The sequence below is a fragment of the Microbulbifer sp. CNSA002 genome (assembly GCF_047324085.1).
Lineage (GTDB): Bacteria > Pseudomonadota > Gammaproteobacteria > Pseudomonadales > Cellvibrionaceae > Microbulbifer.
Genome location: NZ_CP172449.1, coordinates 3,445,176 through 3,462,709 on the forward strand (window position 1 = coordinate 3,445,176; position 17,534 = coordinate 3,462,709).

The following is a 17,534-nucleotide window of genomic DNA, read 5'->3' on the forward strand; positions in this document are numbered from 1 at the left end:
CACCATTCAGTGGGCTCCGGTCAATTATCAGCCTAGGTTGGCGGGAAGAAGTCAATCGGATAAAGAATGGTAATGGTCGGCACTCCGGCCTTTTCACCAAAGTTAAATCGTTTGACCCTAGCCACAATTTTTGCATTGAGTGACGGCGAATCCACATCACTGGAATCTACACTCACGGCAGAAACCGATCCGCTGGGCTCAATAGTAATCTTCAACACCATCTTACCTTGCAGCGCGGGATTATTACGCAGCTCACGATTGTAGATACGGTACAAGGTGGCTTTGTAGCGATCGAAAACAATCTGGATTTCCTCATCTGTCCGCGAAGGACCAGCACCATCACTGAGAGGACGGTCCTCACCGGCAAAGTCACCTTCAGTACCGATAGAACTTTCCACTCGCGCAAAGGCAACGCCACCCAAGTCCGAACCAGACCCACCCACATTGCGACTCAGCTCCGCCGTATTGATACCACCACTACCCGCCGTAGATGCTGCAGTGATCAGTGAGCGCTGACTGCGGTTCTCTTTTTTACCGGCCGTGCTCAGCTGGGTTTGCTGGCCGAGGCGGTTATCCAGATCATCCTGTATCAGGTCCTGGAAGTTATCCTTAAAGGCGAGAACACCGGATCGCTCAGCTTTTTTACGCGCCTGCTTTTTCTCCGTCTTGGAGGGTTTCGGGTCCTGCTTGGCTACCTTCTGTTCAGGCTTCTTCTCCAGTTTTTTCTCCTCTTTCTTAGGCTTGGCTTTTTCTGGCTCCGGCGGTGGCTTGGGCTTGGTTTTCTTCTCAATAACCAGCTTGGCCAGGCGCTCGGGAATTTCCACTATTTGAGACTCGGGCTGGGGCACCGTATACAGAGGAATCAGGTAGCCCAGCAAGGCGGCGATAAACAGTGAGGCAAAGACACAGCGGCGAAAACGCTTTTCGTCCTCACCCTGCTTGTGCCATGGCATCACCATAGGACGGAACTTGGGCTGTTCGAATTCCCGTGTTATCTCGAACTCGAACTTTGACTCTTCCTCCTCGCGGCGCAGCTCATCCGCTCGTTCATCCAGCGCAAAGACCTCTTCCTGGCACTCGCCTATGCTGCTCTGTAAAGCACTGCGCTCATCGCGCAGCTGCTCCAGACTCTGGTTGAAACTGCGCGTCGACTGACCGATCCGCTCGATAACCTGAGCAGAAGCATTCTCCCGATAATCCTCCGCCCAGAACATTTCTCCCGCACCCGCTTCTTCAAGCTTGCGCAGGCGTTCGGAAATCTCGTCGAGCAACTGGTACTTGGACCCCTGGTCCTGCAATTCAGCCAGCTTCTCTTCGATCTGGTGCCGCTCATCCTCGAGCAGCTGCATGCGATGGTGAACCGCCTCAAGCGCCTCACCTACCGCCCGCTGTTGTTGAAGAAAATTACTCACAAACTTCCATTAACCCTGAGATGCTTTCTGAATAACCGCCAGTGAAACTTTGGTATAGCCAGCATCTGTACAGCTGGACATCACCTTTTTCAGCAAACTGAACGGAATGCCTCTGTCCGCGAGAATATTAACCTCCGGTGGTTCTGGATCCTGGCCTCCCTCGACGCCGCCCTCACCTGAGTCTGCCGAGGCCTGGGCAACACCAATTGCCTTGGCCAGCTCCGCAACCATCGCTTCCTTAATGGCCGCAATAATGGTTTCCTCACTTTCCAACACTTCGGAAGTGGCAATTACCGAGTTGGATTCCACCAGGATTTCATCATTGGTCACCATCAAGGTCACCGTTTCCCGGGGCTTGGTCTCCACCACTGAGTCCGGCAAGGTAATCACCTTGGGGGGCTCCAGGGCTTCATTGCTGGAGGTATTAGTCAGCAGGAAAAACACCAGGATCGTAAAAACATCCATCAGGGAAGTCAGGTTCATACCTGAGGTTTTCTTGCGCTTATGGCTTCGCGCCATACGCTTCATGCGTCGGCTTTCATTTCTCATGGCGCATCTCCTATGGAAATATCAGGAAATAAAACCACCTTTTCCACCGCATCCAGATCACTGGGATCACTCCCCTCAACCCGCACTTCAGCTCCGCGCACAGTATCCATAATGCCCACCAAATGCTCATAGGCGATTGTGGGCTCCATCAGGATGATGGAATCAGTTTTTTCCGGATAACTGGCCTTAACTTCCAACAAAAACTGCGTGAGCTTCTTTAGGTCATACACCTCTGCTGTGGGCAGCACAGCGAGAATCTCAGTCTGTTCAGTATCTGCTCCAACGGGAGCCTCAATAGGAGCATTTTCACCCTCGCCATCGATATTCAGGTTGGGGAAACGTGCGATAACCTTTTCACCATCACTGATTTCCACGGCCTGTTCTCGCACAACTACCTCCACCGTAACTGTGGGATCATCCGGTGCTCCACCACCGGCACCACTCGGCATATTCAGTTCGAGAATTGTCACCCGCGAAAATACCGCCGATACCAATAGAAAAGGCACCAATACCACCATCAAATTCAAGAAAGCAGTGATATCCAGCTCAGGAGCTTCTTTATCCCGCCCGTGGCGCCGCCTTCTCATTACGCAGTTTCCGCTTGCTGTGCTACTGGATTGGTTTTTGCTGGGGCAGTTTTTTCACTAGACGGCTTGGATTTTGCGGGCTCCACTTCAAAGCGGCGACGGGTGGCACCATCAATCAGGTTGGATGCTTTTACAGAGACCATCTCCAGGCTATCGATAATTTCACCGGTGAGTGAGTTCAGCAGTGCGTGGACGATCAACAACGGGATACCAGTCATCAGACCGAAGGCGGTGGTGTTCATCGCCACGGAAATACTGGCGGAGAGCAGGTCTGCCTTTTCTGCCGGGTTAGCATTGGCTACCGCTGTAAAGGCTTCGATCAGACCCATAATAGTTCCCAGAAGCCCGAGCAAAGTTGCGATATTGGAAAACAAAGCGACGTAAGGGGTGCGCTTTTCCAGCTGTGGAGTGATCTCCATCATGCTCTCTTCCATCGCGATTTCGATATCTTCACGACGGCGAACAGCCCCCTGCCGGGCCAGCCCCATAGACAGTAATTTACTCACACTGGACTCGTCCTGTTTTACCAGGTTGCGAGCGCGATCGAAGTCTCCCGAAGCTAATACCGGCTGCAGCTTATCCCACATATTGCGGTTGCTGCGGCGCTCCAAATGCAGGCGGATAAAGCGCTCGATAGCCACAGCACCACCCAGTGCGGCAACCACGAGAATCGGGTACATGAAAGTACCGCCCGTCTGGAAAAACTCGATGACGTTATTGAAAAAGTCCATTACAAACCCTCTTGAGAAATACAGCTAAAACTTGGTGCTACTCCGGCGACAGCCAGAATCAATATGGCGTTAATCGCCGGACAGGCTGAGTTGATAGAACTCCAACTCACGCATGAAAACTTCCTTGTCAAGCGGTTTGAGTTTGTCGTCCATCAAGCTGGAGACAAGGTCGCTTTCGACACCCACTTCGGAACTTTTCCAGGGGACAATATAGAGAGACTTAGGGGCTTCCTTGTTACCGATAATAGAAATACCCGACAACTCCTTAATTTTTGAATCCACCTTTTTATCGGTGGATTCTTTTTTCTCCTCTCCCTCAGACTGAGCCAAGGCATAAGGAAAAACCATAAAGCTGGCCACGAATGGCAAAGCCCAACGAAGTTTGATCATTTACCAGCCCTCCGTTGAATATCAGCTAACCAGATAGTGACATCCCGGTCCTCTGGTTCCAATTGAACATATTGTTCGAATTGTGCCAGAGCACACTGGAGATCTTGCAGATACAGATCACACAATATGCCCAGATTTTTTATCAAAGGTAGATATTCTGGATTTTCTGCCAAAGCATTCACATATATTTTTCGCGCCTCGGCAAAGCGCCCTTGCTTTCGGTAGAGAACGGCCAGTTCATTAGTTGCCACCGGATGCTTTTCGTCCAGCGCCAATGCCTTTAAAAAAGCCTCTTCCGCTTTTGCCTCATTGCCACTTTTGTAGTGGGCAATACCCAGATTGATATAGGGTGCCGGAAGGCGCTGCTCGCGCTCCACCACTGACTGCAGAAGTTCAATAGCACTCGCATAATCCTGCTCGGCAAGATATTCCAGGGATCGCTCAAAGTCCCGACTCACACTGCCCGATACCCGCACTGAAGAATAATCAGAGATTTTTCCAGACTTGGTTTGGGTGCTGGCGCAAGCTGCTAACAACAAGGCTAAGCCCACCAGAAAAAACAGACGCATTTGTTTTTGCATAACTTTCCACTCCAAAAGGCAAATGCCTGTTATTACTGACCCGAAACTGCTGATCCCGCTGAAGGCAATTCCGGCTCTGGCGGCAGGGGTACAATAGTCTGGAGATACTCACCAGCCTCTTCCGCCCGTGCATAGCGAGCGGGCATTAAATTGGCAAGCTTGCCAATACTTTTATCAATCCAGGGGTTATAAATACCGACGCCTAGCAACTCGACATTCTTCTGGTGAACAGAAATGGCTTTTTCCTCGAAGGGATAAATCTGCTCCTCCAATGCCAACTCATACTCTTCCAGCTCCAGGGCATTCAGGTTGGTTGGACGTTCAGAGTCCTTCAGGGCCACGCTAAAGTGGAGATAAATTTCAGCCAGGTAAAAGGTTGCCGCCGCGGTCACATCGGCCACCTGATAATCAATCAGGTCAGTAAATGCACGGGTGGCTGCTTTCATACGCTTGCGCTTGAGGTTGAGGCTTTTCTCGATAGGCGCAACCAAATCCACCTGGGTGAAAGCCTCAAAGCTGGGTTCAGCCAATAGCAGGGCCGCATTACCTGCGAGATAACGGGTGCGGTCGCTGCGCTGGGAACCACCGCGGGACTCAACTTTCACCAGTTCACGAAGCTCTGCCATGTAAAGCTTTTGATTCCCGGACATTTTGTAGATATCGGCAATTTTCTGGCGGGTCTCCAGCGCCGGCTCCATGGGTTCGGGGAAATAATCAACGTAGCGGCGCAAAACAGACAGCGCTTTAGCGCTATCTTCTGCCGCTGCATAAAGATCTGCCGCCTGGGTTAAGGCCTCACGGCGTATTTCATCGTCCTCGGATTCCCGCTCAATACGCTCAAATTCTGCAGCTGCCAGCAACAGCTCACCGCTCTCCTGGTAAACCACTGCCAACTTCTTGGTGACATCTTTTGCCAGCTCATGCTCCGGGAAGTGACTGCGGAAGTTATTCAATACCGTTGCCGCTTGTACCCAATCCTTAAGCACGATCAATGATGCGGCAGCATCGTACTCCGCCGTAGCCAGAATGGTCGCGCCAGGTGCAGCACCTCGAATACGCAGGAAGTGACTCGCTGCGGTTGCATGATCCTCCTGCTTACGGGCCATATCACCCTGCTGGTAGATAGAAGCCGCCAGGTTATCTACCAGACCCGCCCTATCCTTTGCATCCTGGGCAGTCAGTATCAAAGTTTCACCGTAAGCAATTTCTGCATCCGCAAAGGCCGCAGTATCGAAAGAAGCGTGAGCCACCAGCAGCCAGGCAGAACGTCTAATCTCCTGCTCCGCAGTGGGGAACTGCTCCAACAGTGAACGGCCATTGGCGATCGTCGGGGCATAGTCTTTTAACCCGTAAAGATCCTCCACCGCTCCAAGCATGATCTGAGGGGCTTTGGCATGCTCAGGGAATGTGGCTGCAAATGTCAGCGATGAACGGATAATTTCCCGCAATAGTGGTGCACGCTGCTCATCCGTTGCATCTTTTAAGTTATTGGCCAGATGTTCGCGATAAGCGTAAACCGCTGCGTAGCCTGCTTCGCTGGAATCCTTATGCGCAGGATATTCATAGGCCGTGCGCTCATACTCCAGAGCTGCACCATGGAAATCCCGGTTTTCTAACATCAATCCGGCAAGCTGATAATTGATTTCCGGTGCGCGCTCAGTTTCCCGGAAGGAATCGAGATAGCTGCGATACCAGTGAATCGCCTCGCGATAATTCTCGGCCTTCTTATCTTTTAACTTCTTATTCTGGTAAGCCGCATGGTAGTGCCCGGCGAGGTCGATCAGGTTGGTCTGCAGGAAGGCAACCACCTCTCCGTATTCATTAATATCGAAGACAGTCCAGTAATCGGCATTAAGTGCATAAGTAGTGGCAAAATCCTTCTTCGCTTCCAGCACCAGCTTGGGGAAGCCGCCTTTACTGTAGATTTCAATAACACGAATTGAGAAATCCGCAGATACTCTGTGCAACTGGTTTCGATCAACAAACGCAATATAGGATTTTGCCGCATCCTGGTAGCGACGCTTCTCCAAATAATATTCACCCAGCTGGCTGTATACCCGGAACTCGTAATCTCTATTGCCCTTGCGGGTGAAGTAATCGACAACCGAATCAGGGCCTTCCAGGTAAGAAAAGCTCAAGCTGACCACGCGGAAAGTATCGTCAATATGCTTGCGCTCGCCCTTATTGTTTTGCTGGTCGAAGTCATATCCCTGGGAGACTTTGTAATCCAGCATGGCGATATAGTCATCCAGGGCCATTTCATACATATCCTGCTTAAACAGCGCCCAACCGCGTTTATACAGGGCAAGCTCGTAAAAACTGGATATCACACCAATATCGATAACTTTTCCGTAGGACTCTTCCGCATCGAGAAACTTCTTGCGGGTAAAATAGTATTCGCCCAGCCGGAACCAGGATTCATCGATATGTCGCGAATCCGGATAGTTAGCCACCAGCTGGCGCAATACATCCACCGCTGCATCAATCTCTCCCGCCTCTTCATAAGCCCGGGATAACTGATACATCACCTGGTCGTTGCGGTGATACAGGGGGTACTTTTGCAGCAATTTAATATAGAGATCGATGGCCTCGCGGGCATTGGCTGACATCATCTCTTCAGAATCAACGCCCGGCGCTTCAAGCGGGGTTTCATCTGCAGCTATTTCTATGCTGCCACTAGCCCGGGTTTCAAACTCCTCATCAGACTCGACAACCCCTGGGGCCTGCGCCTCAGTCACTACCGGCTCTACCTTCGCCACCGGCGCTGTCGTCTCTGGAGCATCCAGGGTATTTTCAGCCATAGCTTCTGACGCATCGACAGAGATCACCGCCCCGCTTCCAGCAGCAACTCCAGCAAGGTTATCGAATTCTGCATCTTCAGCGCGGTGTGCCTGCTTGATTTTCAGGTCGGCAATCCTGCGCATCGCCTCGGGGGTCAGCTTGGATTCAGGGGTTTCCTGCAAGTACTTCTGGTAGCTGGCCAGTGCCTTCTCCAGGCTGCCATCAATATGCTCTTCCTTAATTTCTACTTCGACATTTTGGAGGCTGCCGATGGTCTTACCGCTGTTTCCCGCACAACCCCCTAGCACTATAAGTGCAGAGAGAAGACCGACGGCACGATTGAGAGATTTACCAGCTTGAGATTTAGATTTGAGCAACTTACTCACGAATCACCTCCCTCTGCTGATTCTTCTTCCTCCACCGGCTCCATCTCCGCTGGATTCTCCTCAGGGATTTGCTCTTCCAACAGCGCCTTGTGCTGCTCTACCTTAAATTCATCTTCACGCTGCTCCTGCAGCTCATTAGCGCGGTCGTAGCTGTCTGCCAGAGCAAAGCGGGCTTTGATTTGATAACTCTCCAACTGCGCGCGACGGCGTTCCAACTCGGCAATTGCCAATGCCTCAAGCATGGTGCCCTGGCGGGCCATCAGGGTTTTCAGTCGCCGTTGGGTTTGCTGGATACGCGCGCGCAAACGAGTAATATCGCGGTCGTAACCGGTATAGCTGTGAGTTGCCGCCTGGCGACTGCGCACAAAGGAGTCGTAAACAGACTGGAGACTTTCGATCTCTTGGTTTAATTCCGCCAGGTGTTTGTAGGCCTCGGTCAAACGCTGGTCGTACTCAAAGGAAAGACGCAGGTCCAATACACCTTTGAGCCGCTGAACCCGCTCCAAAGTAGTTTCAGTAAAGCCCTGGGGATGCTCAGCAATTTTTCCGCTAAGTTCCAGGAGCTTCAATCGCGCCTCCTGCTCTTCGGCGGTTGCCAGGTATTCTGGGCGGCGGGAGATCAGCATCTGCTCTATACGACTGGCAAACTGATCGCGCTGCTCCATCCGCAGCTTGATACGGGCGTCGAGCTCCCGGAATTGCCTGTCCAGCTCCGGCAACAGGGGCTCGTAATAGTTGCGGCGAATACGAATAATATCTTCGTAGGCTGTCAGGCTTTTTAGCCACTCTTCATTGCGCTCATATAAATCGTTGAGGTCGCGATAGTTACGCAGAAATTCCTGATAGTCATTGGACGCCATCAGGTCGAGTAAGTAATGGGTCTCGGGGGCTTCCGGTAAATTGCGCAAGGCCACTACCCAGTTCTGTACCTGGGTAGCCTCTTTACGACGCAACGCCTCAAGGAACTTACCTTTGCGAATACTATGAATAGACTGAGTGAGGGTATCAATCTCGCGCCCGAACGCGTCTAATGCGCGGCCGTAGTTAATTGCAGCGGTACTGTGGACATCCAATTTGCCATAGGCATAGGGCACCGCCAACATGACCTCTTGCACTGGCTCACTGGTGCCTTTGCGGTCTTGCAACAGTTTCCAGGGCACCAGTGCCCGGTCATAGCGACCCGCGCGGGCCTCTACCCAGCCAGCACCCAGCAGCGCCCTATTTGAAAAAGGGCCATCGAGGTTTACACGATCAAAATAGGGGCGCGCCATATCCAGCTTGCCCAGCTCCATTAAATGGGAGCCCAATAAGAGGTTGGTTTTATCGTAAAGGGCCTGCAGGGCCGCCTCTGAACTGCGCTTTCTTCCCAGTGCAGTCAACTCCAGAACACCGCGCTCCTCTTCTCCCGCTTTCAGTTGGGCAATACCCAAATTGAAGGAAACAAAGCCCTCTAGCGACTCTTCACCCTTCAGGTCTTGCAGCAGTTCTACGGCCTCCTCGAATCGACCGAGCTGCATATAGACTCGAGCACGCAAAAACTGCTCATCTGCACGGACCCTCTCGGGAACCCGCCCATCAATCATTTCCAGGGCGTGTAAGGCGTTGCGCGGCTGTTGTTTGTGATAGTGAATTTTTGCCAGTCGATACGCGGCTTCATTGCGCACCGGCTGGGAAACATTTCCCTGCAGTACAGCCTCAATAGCCCGCCCGGCCTCCCTGTGCATTCGGTAGGACAATTCCAAGTCACCCACCGAAAACTCAGCTTGCCCCAAGTGCGCACTGAAAGGATCGAGTTCGGGCTGATCTAAGCGGTGATACTGAGCAAGTTCTGTGTCCAGTGCCACAATCGCATCAAAATAACTTTCCTGATGGGCATGAAACATTGCCGCACCGAAAAACAGGTCTTTAAGTTCTTCCTGCGATTCAGTCGCCGCTGCAGCAGGGAGAGCAGCCAAAGAACAAAGGGATAGAGCACCAAGCATCATCCTGGTTTGACAGGACAACACATTTACCAGGGACCTGAGCATGATTACCAGTCCTTGAAGTTTATCGTGGACTCGGTTCCCAGAACCTTAATCTCGACAAATTTAGGACCCACTGCTTTCTCCACGGTGTAGGAAGCTGTAGCCCGATACTCTTTTCCTGATGGGGTTTTACCGAGAAAACTAACCTCTAATGGATGCCCACCCACTTGCACATTGCCAGTGTATATTTTTTGTACCCCACCTTTTTGCAGGGACTCAATTTCCCGGTAGGTATAGAGATGATGAGCAACTAATTTGCCATTCAGTGTGACCTCAACCGACTCCAGCTCGAAGGGCTTTTCATCAGCCACCGAGACAAAAAGAGCTACCTGCGTATTAGAGGGGAATAAGAGCTTTTCCTCCAGCTGTGACAACTCAGCAGTGAGATCAATTACATCTTTCTTAACATCCTGGATCTGCTCATCCAGGCCACGGATATCATCTCTATCAATAGTCTGAGCATGCCCAGTACTGGCCAACAGAAAGAAAAGTACAATCTGAAGAATTCTGAACATGTGGCCTACCTCCGACCCAACCCTAAACTATCAATTCCTGCCAGAGAACCTGGAACAGGACCACAATAAACCCAAGCACAACAGAGCCTTGAGCTGCGGCATTGTATTGAATAGAGGGTTAATCAGATGTGAGGAAATTCAAATCTCACAAAAACTCAAAGAATGGATAAATTTTGAAAAAAGCACTTCCAGCAAACAAAAGAGACTTACAACACAAAAGAAGTGAGACGCACTTCACTTACGATCAAGAAAGCTCTCCGCTTTGGCTCTCTGGCCTACCGATCACAAAGAACATGCAAACAATCAAACCAACCAAGGCTAGGTAGGCATTTACTGTAAAAGCTCTATCTATACCCGAAGGTATATCTGGAGCGAAGGCGATGATTGTAGCATTCATACCCAAACCAACCGCACCCCCACCAATTTTGAACATATAGAGAATAGCGCCTGCCAAGCTGGCACGGTGAGGTTCCACCACCGTAATACCCGCAGTCGTACTGGATGGATTGAACAGCCCAATACCCACCCCCAACACGACCAAGCCCGGACACATATCCAGAAAACCCGTGTCCGAAGTCAGGTTCGAGAGCATGAACATTCCAACACTCATCCCCAAAATACCTAAAGAGACGAGTAATTTTGGTCCAGCTACTTCATAAAAGCGGCCGGAAATAATAGCAACCAGCCCCGATACAACCATTAAAGGGACCAAAGATAAACCGGCCTGAAATGCTGAGTAGCCACGAAAATTCGCCAAAAACTGGGGGACATAGAGAATCGCCGATAGGAATACTACGGAGATTAGGAGTGTCGTAACGCCTACCGCTAGGAACTTCCGGTTCTGTGCAATATCAGGGGGAATCAGGGCATCTTTACCAACTCGATACTCCACGATGGTAAACAGGCAGAGCAACACCAGGAACACAACGATCAGGCTGACAACCACAGGATGCTTGAAACCAATTTCCGCGGAGACATCCAGTGCAAAAAGCAAACAAAATAGCGAGGTACATAGTAGTAGTACACCGAAGAAGTCTATTTTTTCCTCGGTGTCACGAGGTTTATCGGGGGGCACTGCCCACCAGCAAGCCAGCATGGTTGCCAGAGTGAGGAGAATATTAACGAAGAAAATCCATCGCCAACTGAAAAAATCTGCGAGCACCCCACCCAAAACTGGTCCAGCTGCATTCGCTAACCCACAGGTGGCCATCAGGATACCACCTGCCAACCCTGACCTTTCATAGGTCAACAAGTTAAAAGTCATTGCCAAAGTGGACGGCCACATCAATGCCGCACCCACTCCCATCAATGCGCGGGATATCAATAACATCCACATATCCATTGCCAAGCCACCCAGCACGGCAAAGAAAACGAATATTCCCGCTCCGATCATAAATACTCTGCGGCGGCCATAGATATCCGCCAAGCGACCACCGGTTATGATGAAAACACCAAAAACCAATGCGTAGCCATTAATGATCCACTGGGAGCTAGTTATGTCTGCATTAAATTCTCTTTCGATGGCAGGTAGTGCGGGGGCAAAAGCGGTATAGTCATTACTAATAAGGAAGGCGGCGAGAACTAATGCTGCCAACCCCAAGTACTGATCATGTGTAATTTTGCCACTCTGTTTCGCCATACTGCGTAATTCACTCGACACCCGAGCCGCTCAGGTAATCCTTCAGAACCTAATTAGCTTGCGATATATTTTTGTTACTCCCGCCTAGAGCCTAGACCACTCGCTCATTTACACGCCTTTTGACTAGTCAGTTTTCACTGTCGATACTGATCATCATCTGCCTTGTAACTGGCAGCTCATATCTTATGCTTAAAGGACATCCAAGCGCCGGAAAATTGAATTAGTGATTGGATAGCCTAATGAGCTCCCTAAGATCACGCTAATAGATGAGATTAGTAAATGCATAAGTTCATTGTGCTTGTCTTGGTTCTGTTGACTTCTTCTACATTCGCCCAGGGATCTACGGTGAACGACCTAAAAGATTTCCAGTGGAAAAACCGCATTCTATTACTGAATATCCCGGAAGATCCCAATAGCACAATCAATGAATTACTCAAGTTAGCGCCGCAGTTTGCAGAGAGAAACTTGATATGGTTCCTACTCTCTAACGGCACCCTTGAGACTAACTTCCCCGGTAAAGTCACAGACAATTTTGCTAAAAATGTACGGGAAAAATATCTGCAAGGACCAGCAATGCAAGTACTTCTTATAGGGAAGGATGGGGAAGTAAAGTATAAAGCCGATAAATTCTCAGCCGTCGAAATTTTCCAACGTATCGACAGCATGCCCATGCGACGCAATGAGATGCAGCAAGGATCTGCACAGTGAACAATTATTGAACATCCACAATCTGATAGAGAATTTTTGTATCCTCCAGTATTACTGAGGAATCCCAGAGTTAGATTTCCCTCAATTAATTACGCTTCGGCCTTCTTTGCTCACCAGACACCCTTTCCATCTGGCAACTTTTAACAAACATAGACATCTTTGCGCTAAAGTACGCTATTAGCCTTGCGAACATATACCCAATGGAAATTGACCTCCAATGAGCAAAAGAGCCATTATCCTCGGAGCTACGGGCCTTATCGGTGGCCATCTCACAGAGCAACTGGCTGGTGAAGAAGTCTTTGATGAAGTACTTATCCTCACTCGACGCCCCAAAGCCACTGCAAGTCAAAAAATACATAATCATATTATCGATTTTGATCGGTTGGATGAGGCTGCACCTCTTTTTCAGGGAAATACTCTATTTTCCTGCCTGGGAACCACTCGGAAGCAAGCCGGCAGCCTGGCCGCACAGCACAAGGTTGACGTTGAATATCAATACCAAGCAGCCCAATTGGCAGCGGAGGCAGGAGTAAGCCATTACTTACTGGTTTCATCCAGCGGAGCCAATGCCAGTAGCGCCAGTGCTTACTTACGTATGAAGGGGGAGCTGGAAGAGAAAATCAAGAAACTTCCATTTAAGCGCATCAGTATACTGCAACCCTCCCTACTCCTCGGAGATCGTGCAAATGCCCGACCCGGTGAGAAAATCGGAGGCACCCTCCTACCGTTAATTTGTATGCTGCCGGGGCTGAGACGTTATAGACCCATTGAGGGGCGTGAAGTAGCCAAAAAAATGGTTTATTTAAGTCGACAAGAACGAACAGGGATTGAGACCCTGCGTTTGGATGAGCTATTCAATGCTTAAGGAGCCTCCGAGTAATTCTACAATGTCCCTGCGGGTCTGGGAGGCTCCTTAAACCCCAAAGGTTAAATTCGGGAGCTTAAAACAAGTAAATCGCTCCCGAAAATTGCGGTTATTCTTTTATCTTAATCCCTAACCAGTGCGGGTATTGAGTCAAAACAATAAGGACAATTGCATCGTAGACTGCGTGCCAAATTATTACTCCCAATAAACTTCCGGACACTTGGTAAACCACTCCTAAAACCACACCAATTCCCAAAGTCAGAAAGAAATTGGTCCACGATGAGAAATGAAGTAGCGCAAATGCAATTGCGGAAATTAGTAACCCCAACAATGGCGAACTAAGTTCTGACAACCAGGACTGTAAAAAACCCCGAAACAAAAGCTCTTCACAAATTCCGACTACAATAGAAATCAACAGCAGTTGAAAGAAAGACAATCGCGAAAATAGCGGAATCAGGGCGATCGATTGACGCCGCATTGACTTGCCAAGGGTCGTTTCTGAGCGAGTTAACGACAACATCACACCGTAGGTAGCCATAGCACCAATGATGCCAATTATTACTTGCAACCCTACACTTTCACCAATGATCACTACCTTGAGTGAAGTCAGATAAAAGCCCAGAAGGGCCAGCAACAAGCAAACAACCTGAGTGCCAATTAATAAAAGAAAAACTGGTGGATTCCCTTTTGTTTGGTCAACAGCATCCATTTGTGACCGTCCTTTTTATTAGTAGTTTATCGAGGTAGTCGAGTGGCTCAGTACCTAAATAGACTGCCTTAGGGTTCCGTTCCAACTAGAAACCACATCGAAATTCAATCAGCCGAAATAAGCAAACCCGCCATCGGCAATAATCTAACAGAAAATGATGACAGGCATAATCCTCCGCCAACAGCTTATCTCTATCCGTTTAGTTTGACGCCAGACAGCTTATCCCCTTTGAAAAACTGCCTGACTTTAGCCGAAAAGCCAGTCACAGTGCTATGCTCGACAATATCTCTGGAACCGGATAGCTCGTAGAGACTACCCGGTTTCCAGCCCTCTTATCAGTAGATTGTCTTGCAAAGAAACTACACAGCAACTAATTCCAACCATGACACAAGAAATCATAGGACTGGGCCAGCTGCTGAAGGATATTGAGGAGAAAAGTCAGGGGCAGGAGAAAATCTCCATCCAGCATGTTATTGAGGCTGTGGGGCTTCGATCCTTTGCCCCATTCCTTATCCTTATCGGGTTGATCCTGTTTTCCCCTCTGAGCGGTATTCCCGGAATGTCTACCGCGATGGGCGTATTGCTACTACTGTTTGCCCTACAACTGCTGATGAAGCGCAACTATATCTGGCTTCCACAGTGGTTAATCAACCGCTCCATATCAAGCGAGAAGCTGATGGATGCCCTGCACTGGATGGAAAAGCCCGCCCGATTTGCCGACCGCTGGATTCAGCCACGGATGGATTTTATCGTGCGCCGATATGGCACCTACGCTATTGCTGGAACCTGCATTTTTATTGCATTGACCCTGCCAATAATGGAAGTAATCCCCTTCTCTGCCTCAACTGCTGGTCTCGCTCTCACCATTTTTGGGCTATCGCTGGCAGCTCGAGACGGACTCTTAGCGCTTATTGCTTTTATCCTAACGGCCTCCCTGGTACTAGTGGTGATCGTTGCCGTGATCTAGGAGCCCGCGAGTAACTCCGTAATATCTCTGCAGGTCTCCAGACCAAAGCTGGCTACTTACCCTCGCTTTAAGACTTGATTTTTTAATCCGAGCAAATGGGGAAAGTGCACTATGGCGAAAATTGCCAAAAGGTCGTATACCGCATGCCAAACAATCGCCCCCACCAAGCCCCCGGACATTTGGTAGAAAATGCCTAAAATAAGCCCAATCATAAAGGTAAGGAAGAAGTACACCCAGGAAACACAGTGCAGTAATGCGAATATCAGTGATGCACCCAATAAACCGAGGAATGGCGTACTGAGCTGGGAGAGCCAAGACTGTAGAAAACCGCGAAACAACAGCTCCTCACAAACACCCGCAGCTAAAGCAACCCATACCATCTGTGGTGGGGACAACTTGGAAAATAGCGGAGTCAATTGAGTACAGTGGAGCCGCAGCATTTTCCCAAATAGCGTCTCAGAACGAGCCAATGTCAGTACTACCGCAAATGTGACAATAGCGCCTAACAATCCCAACAGCAGTTGCAGCCAAACCGTATCACCAATAAATGAAACTTCCATTGGCACAAGGTAGAGACCCAGAGCCGCAAGCAATAGACAGCCCAGTTGAATATCCATTAAAAAAAAGAAAACCGGCAGGCTGCGCCGTGCCGGACCAATCGCTTCCATTCCTGATTTTTCCCTTTGCCTATTGATTTCCTGAGCCTCTGACAACCTTCAAGCTCGCTCGCCCATCCGCAGAAATCATCAATTCAGCCACTCCTCCGTCCCACAGTTGTTTTTCCAGGTCCAGGGCTTTTTCCTTCGGAGCAAAGTAGGCTTCAATACCGTAGCGAATCCGGTAGCTATCTGATGAATTCCAAAAATTCTGGCCTGCTACCCGCCCTCGAACAAAGACTCCGCCCTGTGGTTTTTCAAGGCTGACAGAGGCGCGTTCATACAATCCGGATGGCCCTTTTTCTAAGCCCACATAAACCACCTCTCCCTGACGCAACCGTCCCTGCCCTTTAAACAAGGCTTTATCTAAAGTGGAAAAGGGGTAACTCAACTGGGCATAGTTACCCCGAAATAATGAGCGCGGGTCTACAGGAACAGTTTTCACTGAGACAGGCTGGCCCGTCCACAGCGGCATTTGAGCCTTAATATACATTCCTAACAGTATAAAAAACTGCACGCCAATGGCGGCAACCAGGCCAATCACAACTCTACGTTTCATCGCAAACTTCCCCCCGCCTGGTGATATTTCCAATACTTGGCTGCTGCCAGCAATAAAACTGCGAAGAGAATAAACAGGAGAGCAGCACCTATATAGTCGCCAATCAAGTCAATATAGCGCAGCAGAGCCGTCAACAGGACCGCCATAACTCCGAGGAAGAAGTAGTGTGAGATACCATCGTGAATACCCCTGAAGATCAACCAGATTCCACAGGCAATCAGGGCGAAGTTTGTAAAAATTTGTAACCAAACTGCGTAGTCACTGGAGCTGGCATTTGTTACGAACGCAAGTACTGCCGCAAAAACACCGCACAACCCCAGCCCGAATAGCAACCTCTGAGACAGCAGCGCCAACACTATCGACACAGCAGACATAGTCCCCACTACCGCCCACATAGAAGGTAGGTGACTCCAGGGGGCTTCTATCATCTCCTCCCAGGGATATTCAAAGCTAAAAATCAGTAAGCCAATTAAAGTAAACCGAAGGCACCAAATAGAGATTACTGCTGCGTAGTCCTTGGCTACCGCCGACGGGCGAGTTGCCAACCAATGGGCAAAGCAATACATCAGGATAAAGAGCGAGACTGCAACAGCAAGGTTCTCCGGATAAATATCCGCACTAAATTTCCCATCCTGCAAACGCCAAAATTCTGACAGGGAAAATTCCAGCCAAAAACCTAAGCCAAAGATAAAGGTCAGCAAGAGAATCACGCTCGCACGACCACTTAACAGGATATAGAGGGCCCCCAGCAAGAAAATTGGGAACAGGGCGGGGTAAAAGCCTAAACTCGACTCCAGGAAGAACCAAAGCAAAGCTAGGAGCAAGGACTGCTCTGCAATCCACGGGCTGCGGGTAATTAAAGCAAATGGCAAACTACCCAGTGCCCACCAGAAAATACCATCTGGCATATGCTCGCCCAAATGGTATACCTGCGCGATCAAGATAATCGCCGCACCAAAAAACAGGTTGCCCAACAAGAACAAGCCCTCTCCGGCTTTTCTGTCTCCAGATAGGTAAACCTTAAACGCCACTCCCTGGGTCACCAAGGTCAAAGTGATCAGTCCCCCCATTCGCAGCGCTCTGGGGATTTCCTCCCAATTGGCCCCAATCAGCGTAATCACCGCCAGCCCGATAAAGAGATAGGCCAGCCCGATCAAAATGCGATATCCAAGTGTTCTTTCTTGCGCCCGGTGGTAATCCACTTCATAGCGGGCACAGATCTGCTCAGCCTGAGCTTCACTGATCACACCGTCTTCAACCCAATCTCCAGCCTCGCGGGCCAGGTCATGCTTAAGCAACCGAATCAATCGCATAGATGCGCCTTGTGAAAAATTACCCATACCCGATGAATGGGTATTAATACTTTGGTCCCGAGTATCCCCGATGTAACCAGCGACCTCAAATTGGTACGGATTGCAGACTAAATTATCGCCAAGCTACCTAGATAGCAGAAAACTATCTCAGATATTTAAATT

The 17,534-nt window shown here is 49.7% G+C and carries 17 protein-coding genes; 3 read left to right on the forward strand and 14 right to left on the reverse strand.

Going from position 1 to position 17,534, the window contains the following annotated elements; genetic code table 11:
- Window positions 1-32: 32 nt before the first annotated feature.
- The 10 genes from ACG1BZ_RS15250 to ACG1BZ_RS15295 all read right to left on the reverse strand — a co-directional run bounded on the left by ACG1BZ_RS15250 (window position 33) and on the right by ACG1BZ_RS15295 (window position 11,595).
- Entirely contained in the window at window positions 33-1,412 is a 1,380-nt protein-coding gene (locus tag ACG1BZ_RS15250; RefSeq protein WP_413662564.1) for an AgmX/PglI C-terminal domain-containing protein, read from the reverse strand.
- A 9-nt stretch (window positions 1,413-1,421) separates the two neighbouring features.
- Complete coding sequence (locus ACG1BZ_RS15255; protein WP_413662565.1) at window positions 1,422-1,961, reverse strand: ExbD/TolR family protein; 540 nt, start codon at window positions 1,959-1,961, stop codon at window positions 1,422-1,424.
- The gene (locus ACG1BZ_RS15260) at window positions 1,958-2,548 is read right to left on the reverse strand and encodes an ExbD/TolR family protein (RefSeq protein ID WP_282932156.1); all 591 of its coding nucleotides are present in this window, start codon (window positions 2,546-2,548) and stop codon (window positions 1,958-1,960) included. The genes ACG1BZ_RS15255 and ACG1BZ_RS15260 overlap by 4 nt, the downstream gene beginning before the upstream one ends.
- Complete coding sequence (locus ACG1BZ_RS15265) at window positions 2,548-3,279, reverse strand: MotA/TolQ/ExbB proton channel family protein (protein ID WP_413662566.1); 732 nt, start codon at window positions 3,277-3,279, stop codon at window positions 2,548-2,550. Before ACG1BZ_RS15265 ends, ACG1BZ_RS15260 begins: the two co-directional genes overlap by 1 nt.
- A 69-nt stretch (window positions 3,280-3,348) precedes the next feature.
- Window positions 3,349-3,669: a hypothetical protein gene (locus ACG1BZ_RS15270; protein WP_238152012.1), complete on the reverse strand. Its 321-nt coding sequence runs from the start codon at window positions 3,667-3,669 to the stop codon at window positions 3,349-3,351.
- Window positions 3,666-4,250, reverse strand: coding sequence for a tetratricopeptide repeat protein (locus ACG1BZ_RS15275; protein ID WP_413662567.1), 585 nt, complete (start codon window positions 4,248-4,250; stop codon window positions 3,666-3,668). Before ACG1BZ_RS15275 ends, ACG1BZ_RS15270 begins: the two co-directional genes overlap by 4 nt.
- A 32-nt stretch (window positions 4,251-4,282) precedes the next feature.
- Complete coding sequence (locus tag ACG1BZ_RS15280; RefSeq protein WP_413662568.1) at window positions 4,283-7,417, reverse strand: tetratricopeptide repeat protein; 3,135 nt, start codon at window positions 7,415-7,417, stop codon at window positions 4,283-4,285.
- Window positions 7,414-9,444, reverse strand: coding sequence for a tetratricopeptide repeat protein (locus ACG1BZ_RS15285; protein WP_413662569.1), 2,031 nt, complete (start codon window positions 9,442-9,444; stop codon window positions 7,414-7,416). Before ACG1BZ_RS15285 ends, ACG1BZ_RS15280 begins: the two co-directional genes overlap by 4 nt.
- 2 nt (window positions 9,445-9,446) lie before the next feature.
- Entirely contained in the window at window positions 9,447-9,956 is a 510-nt protein-coding gene (locus ACG1BZ_RS15290; protein ID WP_282932151.1) for a hypothetical protein, read from the reverse strand.
- Between the two features lie 244 nt (window positions 9,957-10,200).
- The gene (locus ACG1BZ_RS15295; protein WP_413662570.1) at window positions 10,201-11,595 is read right to left on the reverse strand and encodes an MFS transporter; all 1,395 of its coding nucleotides are present in this window, start codon (window positions 11,593-11,595) and stop codon (window positions 10,201-10,203) included.
- Window positions 11,596-11,874: 279 nt separating this feature from the next.
- Between ACG1BZ_RS15295 and ACG1BZ_RS15300 the strand changes: the two genes are divergently transcribed.
- Complete coding sequence (locus ACG1BZ_RS15300) at window positions 11,875-12,303, forward strand: DUF4174 domain-containing protein (RefSeq protein ID WP_413662571.1); 429 nt, start codon at window positions 11,875-11,877, stop codon at window positions 12,301-12,303.
- 217 nt (window positions 12,304-12,520) lie between these two features.
- Window positions 12,521-13,168, forward strand: coding sequence for an NAD(P)H-binding protein (locus tag ACG1BZ_RS15305; RefSeq protein ID WP_413662572.1), 648 nt, complete (start codon window positions 12,521-12,523; stop codon window positions 13,166-13,168).
- A 109-nt stretch (window positions 13,169-13,277) separates the two neighbouring features.
- On the opposite strand, the gene ACG1BZ_RS15310 is transcribed toward ACG1BZ_RS15305, so the two are convergent.
- A complete protein-coding gene (locus ACG1BZ_RS15310; RefSeq protein WP_413662573.1) occupies window positions 13,278-13,877 on the reverse strand; it encodes a CPBP family intramembrane glutamic endopeptidase in 600 nt (199 codons plus the stop codon).
- Window positions 13,878-14,259: 382 nt separating this feature from the next.
- On the opposite strand from ACG1BZ_RS15310, the gene ACG1BZ_RS15315 reads away from it, so the two are divergent.
- A complete protein-coding gene (locus tag ACG1BZ_RS15315; protein WP_282932146.1) occupies window positions 14,260-14,844 on the forward strand; it encodes an exopolysaccharide biosynthesis protein in 585 nt (194 codons plus the stop codon).
- A gap of 56 nt (window positions 14,845-14,900) precedes the next feature.
- Here the strand turns inward: ACG1BZ_RS15315 and ACG1BZ_RS15320 are convergent, their stop codons facing one another.
- The 3 genes from ACG1BZ_RS15320 to ACG1BZ_RS15330 are packed head-to-tail and all read right to left on the reverse strand — an operon-like array spanning window position 14,901 to window position 17,372.
- On the reverse strand, window positions 14,901-15,512 hold the full coding sequence (locus ACG1BZ_RS15320; RefSeq protein WP_413662574.1) for a CPBP family intramembrane glutamic endopeptidase: 612 nt from the start codon (window positions 15,510-15,512) through the stop codon (window positions 14,901-14,903).
- Between the two features lie 19 nt (window positions 15,513-15,531).
- On the reverse strand, window positions 15,532-16,059 hold the full coding sequence (locus ACG1BZ_RS15325) for a GDYXXLXY domain-containing protein (protein WP_413662575.1): 528 nt from the start codon (window positions 16,057-16,059) through the stop codon (window positions 15,532-15,534).
- A complete protein-coding gene (locus ACG1BZ_RS15330) occupies window positions 16,056-17,372 on the reverse strand; it encodes a DUF2157 domain-containing protein (RefSeq protein WP_413662576.1) in 1,317 nt (438 codons plus the stop codon). The genes ACG1BZ_RS15325 and ACG1BZ_RS15330 overlap by 4 nt, the downstream gene beginning before the upstream one ends.
- Window positions 17,373-17,534 lie beyond the last annotated feature (162 nt).